15 protein-coding genes are annotated in these 14,531 nt (G+C 71.5%); 8 read left to right on the forward strand and 7 right to left on the reverse strand.

From position 1 onward, the window contains the following. Positions 1 to 2: 2 nt before the first annotated feature. The 3 genes from ABFT23_RS06655 to ABFT23_RS06665 are packed head-to-tail and all read right to left on the reverse strand — an operon-like array spanning position 3 to position 2,235. Positions 3 to 614, reverse strand: coding sequence for a hypothetical protein (locus ABFT23_RS06655; protein ID WP_347893501.1), 612 nt, complete (start codon positions 612 to 614; stop codon positions 3 to 5). Next, on the reverse strand, positions 614 to 1,750 hold the full coding sequence (locus tag ABFT23_RS06660; protein WP_347893503.1) for a hypothetical protein: 1,137 nt from the start codon (positions 1,748 to 1,750) through the stop codon (positions 614 to 616). The genes ABFT23_RS06655 and ABFT23_RS06660 overlap by 1 nt, the downstream gene beginning before the upstream one ends. After that, the gene (locus ABFT23_RS06665) at positions 1,750 to 2,235 is read right to left on the reverse strand and encodes a WXG100 family type VII secretion target (protein ID WP_347893504.1); all 486 of its coding nucleotides are present in this window, start codon (positions 2,233 to 2,235) and stop codon (positions 1,750 to 1,752) included. Before ABFT23_RS06665 ends, ABFT23_RS06660 begins: the two co-directional genes overlap by 1 nt. Positions 2,236 to 2,349: 114 nt before the next feature. On the opposite strand from ABFT23_RS06665, the gene ABFT23_RS06670 reads away from it, so the two are divergent. The 4 genes from ABFT23_RS06670 (at position 2,350) to ABFT23_RS06685 (ending at position 6,950) form a co-directional block, all read left to right on the forward strand. After that, positions 2,350 to 2,538 carry a hypothetical protein gene (locus ABFT23_RS06670; protein ID WP_347893506.1) on the forward strand — a complete coding sequence of 63 codons (189 nt, stop codon included), beginning with the start codon at positions 2,350 to 2,352 and terminating at the stop codon, positions 2,536 to 2,538. A 154-nt stretch (positions 2,539 to 2,692) separates the two neighbouring features. Further along, entirely contained in the window at positions 2,693 to 3,265 is a 573-nt protein-coding gene (locus tag ABFT23_RS06675) for a TetR/AcrR family transcriptional regulator (RefSeq protein ID WP_347893508.1), read from the forward strand. Then, positions 3,265 to 5,004 (forward strand): ABC transporter ATP-binding protein, encoded by a 1,740-nt coding sequence (locus tag ABFT23_RS06680; protein WP_347893510.1) that lies wholly within the window; start codon positions 3,265 to 3,267, stop codon positions 5,002 to 5,004. Before ABFT23_RS06675 ends, ABFT23_RS06680 begins: the two co-directional genes overlap by 1 nt. Further along, positions 5,001 to 6,950, forward strand: coding sequence for an ABC transporter ATP-binding protein (locus ABFT23_RS06685; protein ID WP_347893512.1), 1,950 nt, complete (start codon positions 5,001 to 5,003; stop codon positions 6,948 to 6,950). Before ABFT23_RS06680 ends, ABFT23_RS06685 begins: the two co-directional genes overlap by 4 nt. On the opposite strand, the gene ABFT23_RS06690 is transcribed toward ABFT23_RS06685, so the two are convergent. Continuing rightward, entirely contained in the window at positions 6,934 to 7,740 is an 807-nt protein-coding gene (locus ABFT23_RS06690) for a crotonase/enoyl-CoA hydratase family protein (RefSeq protein ID WP_347893513.1), read from the reverse strand. The two genes, ABFT23_RS06685 and ABFT23_RS06690, sit on opposite strands and share 17 nt — an antisense overlap. Before the next feature lie 467 nt (positions 7,741 to 8,207). Here ABFT23_RS06690 and ABFT23_RS06695 point away from each other — a divergent pair, with 467 nt between their 5' ends. After that, entirely contained in the window at positions 8,208 to 9,788 is a 1,581-nt protein-coding gene (locus ABFT23_RS06695) for an MDR family MFS transporter (RefSeq protein ID WP_347893515.1), read from the forward strand. A gap of 5 nt (positions 9,789 to 9,793) precedes the next feature. Beyond that, positions 9,794 to 10,246, forward strand: a complete 453-nt coding sequence (locus tag ABFT23_RS06700) for a MarR family winged helix-turn-helix transcriptional regulator (RefSeq protein ID WP_347893517.1) — start codon at positions 9,794 to 9,796, stop codon at positions 10,244 to 10,246. Between the two features lie 28 nt (positions 10,247 to 10,274). Here the strand turns inward: ABFT23_RS06700 and ABFT23_RS06705 are convergent, their stop codons facing one another. Then, a complete protein-coding gene (locus tag ABFT23_RS06705) occupies positions 10,275 to 10,739 on the reverse strand; it encodes an Lrp/AsnC family transcriptional regulator (protein WP_347893519.1) in 465 nt (154 codons plus the stop codon). An 82-nt stretch (positions 10,740 to 10,821) separates the two neighbouring features. On the opposite strand from ABFT23_RS06705, the gene hppD reads away from it, so the two are divergent. After that, entirely contained in the window at positions 10,822 to 12,015 is a 1,194-nt protein-coding gene (hppD, locus tag ABFT23_RS06710) for a 4-hydroxyphenylpyruvate dioxygenase (RefSeq protein ID WP_347893521.1), read from the forward strand. Between the two features lie 61 nt (positions 12,016 to 12,076). Next, positions 12,077 to 12,805 carry an RDD family protein gene (locus ABFT23_RS06715; RefSeq protein WP_347893523.1) on the forward strand — a complete coding sequence of 243 codons (729 nt, stop codon included), beginning with the start codon at positions 12,077 to 12,079 and terminating at the stop codon, positions 12,803 to 12,805. Positions 12,806 to 12,838: 33 nt separating this feature from the next. Here the strand turns inward: ABFT23_RS06715 and ABFT23_RS06720 are convergent, their stop codons facing one another. Together ABFT23_RS06720 and ABFT23_RS06725 are read right to left on the reverse strand one after the other, a co-directional pair. After that, a complete protein-coding gene (locus ABFT23_RS06720) occupies positions 12,839 to 14,062 on the reverse strand; it encodes an MFS transporter (protein WP_347893525.1) in 1,224 nt (407 codons plus the stop codon). Further along, on the reverse strand, positions 14,059 to 14,490 hold the full coding sequence (locus ABFT23_RS06725) for a MarR family winged helix-turn-helix transcriptional regulator (RefSeq protein WP_347893527.1): 432 nt from the start codon (positions 14,488 to 14,490) through the stop codon (positions 14,059 to 14,061). The genes ABFT23_RS06720 and ABFT23_RS06725 overlap by 4 nt, the downstream gene beginning before the upstream one ends. Between the last annotated feature and the right edge of the window lie 41 nt (positions 14,491 to 14,531).

The raw sequence follows: 14,531 nt of genomic DNA on the forward strand, positions 1-14,531 counted from the left end.
GATCAGCTCTCGGGGGCGAGCCGGGTCTCCAGGACGACGCGCGCCCGGTCGAGCAGCTCGGTCGTCGCCGCCTGTGCCCGCGGCTCGAGCTCGCCGGCCTCGTCGGCGAGGAAGACGACTCGGACGTCGACCGAGGCGTTGCCGTAGGTCACCGTCGTGCGGAGGGAGAAGAAGCGCCGCGGGCCGGCGCCGGTGTCCTCGACCCGGGCCCGCTGCAGACCGTCGTCCCACCAGCCGTCGACGTCGGTGCCGGGATCGCAGTCGGGGGCGTCGTCGTCGCAGCGGTAGATGTCGACCGTGCGGCGCGGCCGGCCGGGCTCGACGCTGACGTCGACGCCGATGGTCGCGGTCGTGATTCGCCCGCCGGGGGAGGTCTCGAGACCGCAGAACTGCCGGACGTGGTCGGCGTCGCCGAGGTCGGTGAGCGAAGGCTCGGGTCGGCGCAGCCAGCCGGCGTCGCGGGCGACGTCGCGGAGGCCGAGGTCGTCGCACAGCGGCTCGGTAATGGGGACGAACTGGTGCGGCGGCGGGGGTGGCGCGGCGTCGGTGCAGCCGGCCGACACGACGCAGGTGGCGACCATCGCGGCGGCCGCGACGGTGGTGCGCGCGCTCATCAGTCGGGGAGGGGGCTGGTCGCGTGGTGGAACCCGCACGGCGTGACCGGGACGCCGAGAAATGGCCGCGGGCTGACGAGCAGGCCGTCGGCCGCCATCGTCTGCGCGATGCGGTACGCCTCCTGCGCGCGGGCGGCGACGATGCCGTCGTGGGCCCGGAACCCGGCGACGCTGCCGCGGAGTGCCTCGCCGAACGACGCGGCCACGGTTGCGGCGTCGGACCCCTCGATCTCGACGTCGAGGGCGACGGCGTCCTCGTCCATCAGGCTGGAGGCCATGCCGGTCGCGCCGGACATGGCGATGAAGAACGCCGAGACCGGAGGGAACTCGGCAGACATCCCGGCCAGCGTCCCGGCCGCGGCCGAGGTGATGCCGAGCGCCTCCTTCGTGGTGGTGGCGCGCTCGTGGTCGTGCCGCAGCCGCAGCTGCGCGTCGAGGACGCCGTTCGTGGCCGTGACCGCGCTCATGAACGCGCCCTGCAGCTTCGCGTTGAGCACCATCACGTCGTGCTGGACCCGGTGGGCGACGTTGAGCAGCCAACACTGGTTGGAGCGCACCTGGTCGAAGGAGCGGTAGAAGTTCAGGTTGAACGCGTCGGCGGCGGCGCCCTGCCACGCCCGCGCGCTGCGCCCGAGCTGGGCGACGTCGTCCTGCGCGATCTCGCGGCGGAGCCGGTCGTGCACGCGCTCGAGCTCGTGCAGGGCCGGGAGGAAGTCGGCGTCGGAGTAGGTGGTGTGCTGCCGGACGGTGTCGGCCCAGCCCGCGCGCCAGCCCTCGGCGTCGCGGCGGGCCTGGGCGGCGATCTCGGCGAACGGCCCGCGGGCGCGGTCGGTGAAGCTCTCGACGAGACCCAGCTGCTCGCCGACGAACGAGAGCGGGTCGAGCCCGTCGGGGATCATCACGTTGACGTCGAACGGGTAGGTGCGGCCCAGCCGCACGTGCACCGAGGTGCCCGAGCCGAGCGAGAGCGACCGCTCGCCCGGCACGAGGTCGAACGACAGGCCACCGAGGTGGACGTCGGGCTGGGCGCGCAGCCAGTCGAGCTGGCCGTCGATCTCGCCGAGCTCGGCGAGCGCGTCGCGCGCCTGGTCGAGGGCGGCGTCGAAGGCCCCGGGCGTGAAGAGCTCGCCGGCCATCAGATCATCCCCGGGTTGACGCCGCGGGGAGCCGACGGGGCCGGACCCTCGAAGGGCGCGAACGGCACCGACGGGACGCGCTCGGGCAGCTGCTCGGGCACCGTGAGCAGGTCGAACCGGTCGCGGGCCTCGGCGTCCGTGCGCACGTAGCCGTCGGCGATCCGCACCAACGCCTCGCCGGCGCGCTCGGTGTGGCGGCCGGTGTCGACCAGGGCGTCCTGGGCGGTGGCCAGCGCGGTCAGCACGTCGCGCACGGCGGCGGAGCCGCTGCCGTGGCCGAGCCGCGAAATCGGAGCCGCGACGGCGTCGAGGTCGCGGGCGGCGCCGACCAGCACGGCCGCAGCCGACGGCAGCAGCTGCACGCCGGCGCGGTAGAGGACGGCGAGGTGCGCACCGAACACGGGCCCGCTGCCGACGTCGGGCAGGGGCGAGTGCGGGTCGTAGGCGGGGTCGTAGGTCTTCGGCTGCAGCGGGTCGTCGCTCATGGCGTCTCCTCGGGGTCGGGGTCGGGGTCGGACCGGGTCGGGGTGTCGATGGAGGACGCGTGCCCGCCGCGGTGGTGGAGGAACCAGGCGATCTGCAGCCTGTGGACAACGCCGATGACTTCGACGTCTTCTGGCTTCCGGCCGCAGCGACGAGGCTCGGCAGCCGCCGCTTCGGCCCGGTGCGATCGTCGCGACGAGAGCGGCGACGGGCCGGTCGACCCCGACCGCGAGGGCGACGACCTCGCCACCGGTCGTCGCGACGACCGGTGGCGCCGTCTCGACATCGACCTGCCCGGTGGCTGAAGTCGCCCGGGCGGGATAGTCCCGGACGTTCTCGTCGGTCGTCGGCCACCAGGGCGACGGGATCGTCCGGGACTACCCCGCGCGGCCACACTGACAGTTTGTGAGTGAGCGCTCACTCATCTATGGTTCCGGGGTGAGTCCGCGAGCTGCTGCCATGAGTCCGAGTGCGCGACGGGAGGCCCTGGTCGACGTCGCCCTACGCCTGCTGCGCGAGCACGGGCGTGACGTGACGACCAAGCAGATCGCCGAGGCGGCCGGAGTGGCCGAGGGCACGATCTTCCGGGTCTTCGACACCAAGGACGAGCTGCTCCAGGCGGCCGTCGCGCGGGCCTTCGAGCCCGGCGACCTGACGGCGCGACTGGAGCAGATCGACCCCGACCAGCCGTTCGAGGCGCGGCTGCTCGTGCTCGTCTCGATCCTGCAGCAGCGCTTCCGCGCCACGTTCTCGCTCATGCAGAAGGTCGGTCTGGTGCGACCGCCCGACCACGTGCACGACAGCGACGAGACCAAGGCCTGGCGGGCCCGGGTCGAGCTGCTGCTGATCGGCGTCGTCGGCGCCGACCGCGAGCGGCTCGCCGTCCCCGTCGAGCAGTTCGTGCACGTGCTGCGGCTGCTCACCTTCGCCGGCAGCCACGAGCACATCGCCGACGGGCTGCTGCTCAGCCCCGAGCAGATCGTCTCGACCGCCCTGCACGGCATGCTCCGCACCGGGGGAGGCGACCGCTGATGCTGCTCCGACTCCTGCGCGAGCGGCTGCCCGCCTACCGCACCTGGATCCTTGCCGTCGTCGCGCTGCAGTTCGTGAGCGTGCTGGCGATGCTCTACCTGCCCAGCCTCAACGCCCAGATCATCGACGAGGGCGTCGCCGTCGGCGACACCGACGCGATCCTTCGGCTCGGCGCCGTGATGCTCGGCGTCTCGGTGCTGCAGATCATCGGTTCGGTCGGTGCGGCGTGGTTCGGCGCCCGCACCGCGATGGCGTTCGGCCGCGACCTGCGCGCCGAGATCTTCGACCGCGTCGGCCGGTTCTCGGCCCGCGAGCTGCAGCAGATCGGCACGCCGTCGCTCATCACCCGCGGCACCAACGACGTCACCCAGGTGCAGATGCTGGTGCTAATGGCGTGCCTGATCGCAGCGTCCTCGCCGATCATGATGATCGGCGGCGTCATCATGGCCCTGCGCGAGGACGCCGGCCTCGGCTGGATCCTCGCGGTCGTGGTGCCGGCGCTGTTCGTCTCGGTCGGCTTCGTGATCTCGCGCATGGTGCCGAGCTTCCGGCTCATGCAGGGCCGCATCGACGAGGTCAACCGCGTGCTCCGCGAGCAGATCACCGGCATCCGCGTCGTCCGCGCCTTCGTGCGCGAGCCCTACGAGGCCGAGCGGTTCGGTCGTGCGAACGACGACCTCACCGAGGTCGCCGTACGGGCCGGGCGCTGGCTCGCGACGATGTTCCCGCTCGTGATGCTGGTGGTCAACGTGGCCAGCGTCGCCGTCGTCTGGTTCGGCGGCCACCGCGTCGACGGCGGCGACATGCAGGTCGGCGCCCTGACGGCCTTCCTCAGCTACCTCATGCAGATCCTGATGTCGGTGATGATGGCGACCTTCATGCTCATGCAGGTGCCCCGCTCGGCCGTGTGCGCCGACCGCATCGTCGAGGTGCTCGACACCGCGTCGTCGGTGGTGCCGTCGTCGTCGCCGACCACGCCGGACGTCGCACGCCGAGGCGAGCTCGAGCTCGACGACGTCACCTTCGCCTACCCCGGTGCCGACGAGCCGGTGCTCGCGTCGGTCTCGTTGCAGGGACGGCCGGGCCAGACGATCGCCGTCATCGGCTCCACCGGCGCGGGCAAGACCACGTTGGTCAACCTGGTGCCACGGCTGTTCGACGCGACATCGGGTTCGGTGAAGGTGGCGGGCGTCGACGTCCGCGACCTCGACCCCGACGTGCTGTGGGACCAGATCGGCCTGGTGCCGCAGAAGGGCTACCTCTTCAGCGGCACGGTCGCGACCAACCTCCGTCACGGCCGACCCGACGCCTCCGACGACGACCTGTGGGCCGCCCTCGAGGTCGCCCAGGCCCGCGGTTTCGTCGAGGCGCTGCCCGAGGGGCTCGACGCACCGGTCGCGCAGGGCGGCACCAACTTCTCGGGTGGTCAACGCCAACGACTCGCCATCGCGCGTGCGGTCGTGCGTCGTCCGGGCATCTACCTCTTCGACGACTCGTTCTCGGCGCTCGACCTGGCCACCGACGCCCGGCTGCGCGCCGCGCTGCGGCCGGTCACCACCGACGCCACGGTGGTCGTCGTCGCCCAACGCGTCTCGACCATCCGCGACGCCGACGAGATCCTCGTGCTCGAGGACGGTCACGTCGTCGGCCGCGGCACGCACGACGAGCTGCTCGACGGCTGCGGGACCTACCAGGAGATCGTGGCCTCGCAGCTCTCCGCGGCGGAGGTCACCCGATGAGCCAGCAGCCCGTGGCGAAGAAGGACACCACGCTCAAGGCCACCGAGCGCATCGAGGCGCCGGCGGGCGGCCCGGGTCGCGGGCCGATGGGCGGCGGCATGGTGGGCCAGAAGGCGATGACGTTCGGCCCCTCGGCCAAACGCCTGCTGGCCCGTCTCGCGCCCGACCGGTGGGCGGCCGCGCTCGTCGCCCTGCTGACCGTCGGCAGCGTGGCGCTGATGTCGGTCGGCCCGCGCTTCCTCGGGCACGCCACCGACCTCGTCTTCAACGGCTTCATCGGGCGCCAGTTCGCCCCCGGCACGCCCGACGCCGACCTGCCGGACGCCGTCCAGGGGCAGGGGGTCGTGCCGGGCGAGGGCGTCGACTTCGGCGCCGTCGGCGAGGTGCTGCTCTGGGTCGTGCTGATCTACGTCGGCGCCTCGCTGCTGTCGTGGCTGGCCGGCTTCGTGCTCAACGGCGTCGTCCAGCGCACCGTGCGCACGATGCGCCAGGACGTCGAGGACAAGCTCAACCGGCTGCCGCTCGGCTACTTCGACCGCTCGCCCCGGGGCGAGCTCTTGTCGAGGGTCACCAACGACATCGACAACGTGTCGACGACGCTGCAGCAGACGATGAGCCAGCTGCTCACCTCGCTGATGACGGTGATCGGCGTGCTGGCCATGATGTTCGTGATCTCGCCCTTGCTCGCCCTCGTCGCCCTGGTGAGTGTGCCGGTGTCGCTGGTCGTCACGCGGGCGATCATGAAGCGGTCGCAGTCGCAGTTCGTCGCCCAGTGGCGCCGCACCGGCCAGCTCAACGCGCACATCGAGGAGACCTTCTCCGGACATTCCCTGGTCAAGGTGTTCGGTCGACAGCGCGCCGTGCAGGAGGAGTTCGACCGCCAGAACGCCGAGCTCTACGACGTCAGCTTCCGGGCGCAGTTCGTCAGCGGTCTGATCATGCCGGCGATGATGTTCATCGGGAACCTCAACTACGTCGTCATCGCCGTCATCGGCGCGCTCCGGGTGGCCAGCGGGTCGCTCAGCCTCGGCGAGGTGCAGGCCTTCGTGCAGTACACGCGGCAGTTCACACAGCCGCTCACGACGGTCGCCTCGATGGCCAACCTGCTGCAGTCGGGCGTCGCGTCGGCCGAGCGGGTCTTCGAGCTGCTCGACGCCGACGACGAGGTGGCCGACGTCGACGCCTCGGCGGGCTCCGACCGGCCGGTCGTCACCCGGGGCGAGGTCGCCTTCGAGCACGTCTCGTTCTCCTACACCGACCGGCCCCTCATCACCGACCTGTCGCTGGTCGCCCGACCCGGCCAGACGGTGGCGATCGTCGGGCCGACTGGGGCCGGCAAGACCACGCTGGTCAACCTGGTCATGCGCTTCTACGAGCTCGACGCCGGCCGCATCACCATCGACGGCACCGACATCACCGCGATGCCGCGAGCCACTCTGCGCGGTCGCGTCGGCATGGTGCTGCAGGACACCTGGCTGTTCGGCGGCACCATCCGCGACAACATCGCCTACGGCCGGCCGGGGGCGAGCGACGACGAGGTGCTCGCCGCCGCCCGCGCGACCTACGTCGACCGGTTCGTGCACTCGCTGCCCGACGGCTACGACACCGTCGTCGACGAGGAGGGCTCGAACCTGTCGGCCGGTGAGCGTCAGCTCGTGACCATCGCCCGGGCGTTCCTGACCGACCCGGCTCTGCTGATCCTCGATGAGGCGACCTCGTCGGTCGACACCCGCACCGAGCTGCTCCTCCAGCAGGCCATGGCCGCGCTGCGCAGCGACCGGACCTCGTTCGTCATCGCCCACCGGCTCTCGACCATCCGCGACGCCGACCTGATCCTGGTGATGGAGGACGGCGCCATCGTCGAGCAGGGCACCCACGACGTCCTGGTGGCCGCCGACGGCGCCTACGCCCGTCTCTACCGCTCGCAGTTCACGGGCTCGGGCTGATCGGAGGCGTCGCGGCGGCCCCGTGGCGACCCGAGCCGGAGGAGAAGCGGGCGGCGCCGTCGAGGGTCTCGCCGGAGGTGATGGTCTCGACGCCGAGCTGCCACTCGCGGGCGGTGGCGTCGTCCCAGGACAGGTCCCACTGCTCGATCGCCGACGCCCGGTCGTTGCGCAGGCAGGTCTGGGGGAGGGCGGCCAGGTCGTGCGCCAGCAGCACCGCCGTCGTCAGCGCCTCGCCGGGCTCGGTGACCCGGTTGACGAGCCCGATGCGCTCGGCCTCGACGCCGTCGATGCCGCGGCCGGTCAGGATGAGGTCCATCGCGCGGCTGTGCCCGATGAGCCGCGGCAGGCGCACCGTGCCGAGGTCGACGAGCGGGACGCCGAAGCGCCGGCAGTAGACCCCGAACGTCGCGTCGGACGCCGCCACGCGCAGGTCGGCCCACAGGGCCAGCTCGAGCCCGCCGGCCACGGCCGGGCCCTCGATCGCGGCGACCACCGGCTTCGCCGTCCGCAGGCGGGTGGGGCCCATCGGTCCACGCCCGGTGGCGCCTGACCCAGCTGACAGATCGGCGCGATCGCCCGCGGCCAGGGCCTGCAGGTCGGCCCCGGCGCAGAAGGAGCGCCCGGCGCCGGTGAGCACGAGGACCGACACCGTCGGGTCCGCGTCGGCGTCCTCGATCGCGTCGGCCAGCGCGCTCGCCGTCGCCGAGTCGACGGCGTTGCGGCGCTCGGGCCGTTCGATCGTGACGACGGCGACCGGCCCGTCGTGCGAGGTCGTGACCAGTTCGCTCATGGCGGACAGTTAATCCCTTGTCCGCGTTCGGAGGCGCGACCTACGCTGGGGGCACACGGAAAGGAGGTGGTCCTTTAATGCATTCCCATAGGACAAGTGAGGTGGCTGCGAACTAGCAGCCCAGCATCACGTCGGGACACCACACGACCCGACGAGGCTGCTGGTTAATCCACCGCAGTCACCCGGCCCGCAGGCGGCCCCGGACCCAGTCCCCGGGGCAGGTTCCCGAGAGGGAGCAACGCCTGCGGGCTGCTTCTTTTTCCGGCGGTGCCCGGGTCCGGGCGGGGAGTACCCGGTGCACCGGGTGTTCACGACGTTCCCAGGGGTTGCAACACCCGAGAACCGCGCGGAGTCCCTGAGAGGTCGGGTGTCGTCGCCGTGATGCGCGCCACTGTGGTTGCCGTTGTCAACCAATTCGGAATAAGGTTGCCGTCGTCAACCTTCTACCTCGCATGGAGCCATCACCCGTGAGCAAGCCGGACACCGCAGCAGCACCCATGACGCACCGCGAGGTGCTCGAGGCCCTGAGCGGACTGCTGCTGGCCATGTTCGTGGCGATGCTGTCGAGCACCGTCGTCACCAACGCGCTGCCGCGCATCGTCACCGACCTGAACGGGTCGCAGTCCGGCTACACCTGGGTGATCGTCGCGACGCTGCTCGCGATGACGGCGACGACCCCGATCTGGGGCAAGCTCGCCGACCTGATGAGCAAGAAGCTGCTCGTGCAGAGCGCCCTGGTCATCTACACCGCCGGCTCGCTCGTCGCGGCGTTCGCGCCGAGCATGGGCGTGCTCATCGGCGGTCGCGTCATCCAGGGTCTCGGCGTCGGTGGTCTCACCGCGCTCGTGCAGGTCGTCATCGCCTCGATGGTCAGCCCGCGGGAGCGAGGCCGTTACTCCGGCTACATCGGTGCCGTCTTCGGCCTGGCGACCGTGAGCGGACCCCTCATCGGCGGACTCGTCGTCGACAGCCCGCTGGGCTGGCGCGGCTGCTTCTTCGTCGGCCTGCCCTTCGCGGTCGCGGCGTTCTTCGTGCTCCAGAAGCGCCTGCACCTGCCCGTCGTCAAGCGCGACGACGTCCGCATCGACTACCTCGGCGCCACCCTGATCGTCGGCGGCGTCAGCCTCCTGCTCATCTGGGTCTCGCTCGCCGGCACCTCGTTCGACTGGATCTCGACCACCAGCGCCCTGCTCGTCGTCGGCGGTCTCGTCGTCATCGCCGCCGCGGTGTACGTCGAGGGTCGCGTCGCGAGCGAGCCGGTGATCCCGCTGCGTCTCTTCCGCGACCGCACCACCGCCCTGGCCACCGCGGCCTCGGTGATGATCGGTGTCGCGATGTTCGGCGCCACCACCTACCTCAGCCAGTACTTCCAGCTGGCCCGCGGCATGACGCCGACCGAGGCCGGCCTGATGTCGATCTGCATGGTCGGCGGCCTGCTCGTCTCGAGCATCGTGACCGGCCGGATCATCTCGGCCAGCGGTCTGTGGAAGCGGTGGCTCGTGGGCGGGCTCGTGCTGGTCGTCGTCGGCTTCGCGCTGCTCGGCACCATCGACGCCGACACCCCGCTGGCCGAGGTCGGTGCCTTCATGGCGCTCGTCGGGCTGGGGCTCGGCGCGACCATGCAGAACCTGGTGCTCGCCGTCCAGAACGTCGCCGCGCAGTCCGACATGGGCGCGGCCAGCTCGGTCGTCGCGTTCTTCCGCTCGCTCGGCGGCTCGATCGGCGTCAGCGTGCTCGGCGCCCTGCTCTCGCACCAGGTCGCGGCCGACCTCAGCGCCAAGGGCCTCGACAGCGGGGGGCACCAGAAGAGCAGCATCCCCGACCTGTCGGCCCTGCCCGGCCCCGTGCGCGACCTCTACGAGCACGCCTTCGGGACCTCGATCGGCCACATCTTCCTGGTCGCCACGCCGTTCGCCGTCCTCGCCCTGGTGTGTGTGCTGTTCATCAAGGAGATCCCGCTGCGCACCACGCTCGACCGCACGGCCGAGACCCGGGTCAGCGACGAGCCCGGCGCCACCGTCCCGGTTCCCGCCGCGCCGGTACGGTGATGCTCATGACCGAGGCGAGCCGTACCGACTCGCTGCGCGACCTCGAGCACGAGGTCGGCGTGCTGATCCGCCGCGTGCGCAAGGTGATCGGCGAGCGCGCACGCACCGTGCACCCCGACCTGCAGCCGGCGTCCTACCTGATCCTCAGTGCGGTCGCGCAGGACGGACCACTGCGCGGCTCGGAGCTCTCCGAGCTCTTCACGATCGACAAGGGCGCCATCAGCCGCCAGGTCAAGCACCTCGTGCAGCTCGGCCTCCTCGACGCCGTCAAGGACCCCGACGACGCCCGGGCCACGCTGCTCAGCGCCACCGACGACGCCAAGACCCGGCTCGAGGACATCGTCCAGCACCGCCGCAAGTACCTCGACGAGCGACTGGCCGACTGGAGTCCCGAAGAGCTCAGCGGCCTCGTCGAGATCCTCAGCCGCTACAACGAGGCGCTGACCGTCTCCGGCTGACGGCGGCGCCCGTGCCGGCGAGCGCGGGTCACGCGTCGCCGACCGAGCGCAGCAGCGGCAGTACCCGGTAGGGCACCTGGGTGGCCAGCGCCATCACCGTCGAGGCCCGCTGGACGCCGTCGACCGCGACGACCTGGTCGATGACGCGCTGCAGGTCGGCGTTGGAGCGCGAGACGACCCGGCACCACAGGTCGCCGACGCCGGTGATCGTGTAGGCCTCGAGCACCTCGGGGATCGCGGCGAGGTGCTCGGCGACGGCGACGTGACCCGACGACTGGCTGATCTCGAGGGTCAGGAACGCCGTCACCGGGAAGCCGAGGGCCTCGGGGGAGAGGTCGGGTCCCCAGCCCGTGACGACCCCGCTGGCGACGAGCCGGTCGAGACGCGCCTGCACCGTGCCGCGCGCGACGCCGAGCCGGCGCGACGCCTCCAGGACGCCGACCCGGGGCTCGGCGGCGAACAGGGTGATCAGACTGCGGTCCAGCTCATCCATCAGCCGCTCCTCGAGTGGGCAACATGTACAGCTCGACGAGCAACTGTTGCACACCTTGTCGCCGTCCGGCCACGCTGAGCCCATGACGCTGACCCCGGACGAGCTCAAGGCAGACCTCACCCTCGACCAGCTCAAGGAGCTCGTCGGCCTCGTGGAGTACGACGCCAGCCGCGACCCCTTCCCGGTCACCGCCATGGACGCCGTCTGCTTCGTCGTCGGCAACGCCACCCAGACCGCGACCTTCTACCAGCTCGCGCTCGGCATGGAGCTCGAGGCCTACCGCGGCCCCGAGAACGGTCACCGCGACTCGAAGTCCTACGTGCTGCGCAGCGGCAGCGCCCGCTTCGTCTTCACCGGCGGCGTCACGCCCGACAGCCCGTTGCACGAGCACCACCGCAAGCACGGCGACGGCGTCGTCGACCTGGCGCTCGAGGTGCCCGACGTCGACCAGTGCATCACCCACGCCCGCTCGGTCGGCGCGACGATCCTGGTCGAGCCCCACGACGTCACCGACGAGCACGGCACCGTGCGCACCGCCGCGATCGCGACCTACGGCGAGACCCGCCACACGCTCGTCGACCGCAGCCGCTACACCGGGCCCTACCTGCCCGGCTACGCCGCCCGGACGACGACCGTGACCCGCCAGCCCGGTCACCCGAAGCGCCTGTTCCAGGCCGTCGACCACTGCGTGGGCAACGTCGAGCTCGGCCGCATGGACGAGTGGGTCACCTTCTACAACAAGGTGCTCGGCTTCACGAACATGGCCGAGTTCATCGGCGACGACATCGCCACCGACTACTCCGCGCTGATGTCGAAGGTCGTGGCCAGCGGCAACCACCGGGTCAAGTTCCCGCTCAACGAGCCCGCGATCGCGAAGAAGAAGTCGCAGATCGACGAGTACCTCGAGTTCTACGACGGCGCCGGCTGCCAGCACATCGCCCTGGCCACCAACGACATCCTGCGCTCGGTCGACATCCTGCGGGCCAACGGCGTCGAGTTCCTCGACACCCCCGACTCCTACTACGACGACCCCGAGCTGCGCGCGCGCATCGGCAACGTCCGCGTGCCCATCGAGGAGCTGAAGAAGCGCAAGATCCTCGTCGACCGCGACGAGGACGGCTACCTGCTGCAGATCTTCACCAAGCCCATGGGCGACCGTCCCACGGTGTTCTACGAGTTCATCGAGCGGCACGGCTCGCTCGGCTTCGGCAAGGGCAACTTCAAGGCGCTCTTCGAGGCCATCGAGCGCGAGCAGGAGCTGCGGGGCAACCTGTAGCCGTCGTCGGCCGCCTCGACCACCGGCGGGCTCCGGGGCGCCGCCTGCGAGGATCTGCGGCATGTCGACGACGCCCGCCGGTTGGTACCCCGATCCCCACGTCCCCGGTCAGCAGCGCTACTTCGACGGGGCGAGCTGGACCGACGAGACGGTGACCGGAGGGACGCCGGTCGGCCCGGGCGCCGGTGGTGGCGGCCCGAACCCCTACGGCGGCGGCACGACGGTGCGCGAGGGCGATCGCACCCGCACGCCCGACGGGCAGCTGCTCGCCGGGTGGTGGCGCCGCGTGGCGGCCAACCTCGTCGACGGGCTCGTGATGATCCCGGTGAACCTCGCGCTCGCGTGGCCGTTCTGGAGCAACATCTTCAGCGTCTACGGCGACTACCTCGACGAGGTCGTCGAGGCCAGCGACGCCGGCCGCCCGGCCCCGCCGACCACCGACCTCATGTCCGACATCGGCGGCGACCTGCTGCTGGTCAGCGTGATCGGCGCCGCCGCCTACTTCGTCTACTACGTCGGGTTCCTGGGCTGGAAGCAGGCCACGCCGGGCAAGCTCGTGATGGGCACCCGCGTGCGGCTGCGCGAGCGCCCGGGGCCGATGCCGACGAGCACGATCCTGCTGCGCTGGCTCACGTCGTCCGCACCGTCGCTCATCGGCTCGGTGCCGCTGATCGGGCTGCTGGCCAACCTCTACGTGCTGCTCGACTCTCTCTGGCCGCTGTGGGACCAGAACCGGCAGGCCCTGCACGACAAGGCCGCCAAGACCAACGTGGTGATGAAGCAGCGCTGACCTGGCCGCGCCCGACCCGGGCGCGACCTCACCTCACGCCTGGTCGCCCGCCAGCACCGCCTCGGCCTCCTCGCGGCTTCCGACGGGGGCGTGGTCGGTGCGTCCGGTGACGACGCGGCGACCGGTGGTGAGCACGACGACGCCGACGGCGACCGCCGCGGCGCCGAACCAGAACGGCGCGTGGGCGTCGACGTGCTCGCCGAGCTTGAGCGCGACGAAGGGTCCGAGCGCGCCGCCGGTGAACCTCAGGAACGAGTAGGCCGCCGACGCCACGGGGCGCTCGACCGGTGCGGCCCCCATCACCGCTTCGGTGACCAGCGTGTTGTTGACGCCGATGAAGGCACCCGAGAGCACGATGCCGACGATCACCACGACGGCGTGGGTGGTGAAGACGGCCATGACCGCGAGGTCGGCGGCGAACAGCGCCAGCACGGCGATGATCGCCGGCACGGTGCCCAGGCGACGTTGCACGATCGGGGCCACGAACACCGACGTGAACGCGAGCAGCAGGCCCCACCCGAAGAAGATCCAGCCGATCTCGAGGATGCCGGCTTCGGGCAGCGCGAACGGGCCGGCGGCCAGGATCGTGAAGAAGCCGATGTTGTAGAAGATCGCGGTGACACCGATCAGCAGCAGGGCCCGGTGGCGCAGGGCGCGGAAGGGGTCGAGCAGCGACGTCGGTCGTGCGGACGGCGGCGTGGCCGGCAGCAGGAAGGTCGTGGCCACCAGGGCCAGCACCATCAGGCACGAGACGCCGAAGAACGGCGCACGCCACGACTGCTCGCCCAGCAGGCCGCCGACGAGCGGGCCCGAGGCGATGCCGATGCCGAGCGCGGCCTCGAACAGGATGATGGCCTGCGCCGTGGAGCCGACCGACGCGGAGACGATGGTCGACAGCGCCGTCGCCACGAAGAGGGCGTTGCCGAGACCCCAGCCGGCCCGGAAGCCGACGATCTGGCCGACCGTGTCGGAGGCGCCGGCGAGGGCGGCGAAGACGATGATGAGGGCGAGGCCCGCCAGCAGCGTGCGCTTGGGCCCGATGCGGCTCGACACCACGCCGGTCACGAGCATCGCGACGCCCATGATCGCCATGTAGCTGGTGAACATCAGCGACACCTGGCTCGGCGTCGCGTCGAGCTGGGCGGCGATGTCCTTGAGGATCGGGTCGACCAGGCCGATGCCCATGAAGGCGATGACGCAGGCGAACGCCACCGCCCAGACGGCACGCGGCTGGGCGAGGAAGGAGGAGCGGCTCACAGGTGACTCCCTTCGGGGTCGGAGTGGTCGAGGAGGTCGCGCAGCACGGCGACCGCCGTGGCGAGGTCCTCGACGGTGTGGGTGGTCTCGGCCAGGCGGGCCGCGACGGCCTCGCCGCTCCGGCGTCGGACACGGCCGAGCTCGGCGCGTCCGGCCGGGGTGAGCGCGACGACGGTGGCGCGCGCGTCGGCGGGGTCGGGGTGCTTGACGACCCAGCCGTCGTCGGCGAGGTCGCGCACCGTGGCCGACATCGTCGGCTGCGAGCACCGGTCGGCCCGGGCGAGCGCGGTGACGCCGAGGTCGCCCAGCTCGTCGAGCAGCGACAGCACCCGGACGCCGGCCGGCAGGTCGTGCCGACGTCGGACGGCGCGCACGAGGCGGGCGGCGTGGGTGACCAGCTGGCTGCCGAGGTCGACGGAGGTGCTCACGTCCACCCAAGATACATAGGGTGCCTATGTAAATCCAGGGC

Source organism: Nocardioides secundeburneus, from assembly GCF_039939255.1.
In the GTDB taxonomy this organism is placed as follows: Bacteria; Actinomycetota; Actinomycetes; order Propionibacteriales; family Nocardioidaceae; genus Nocardioides.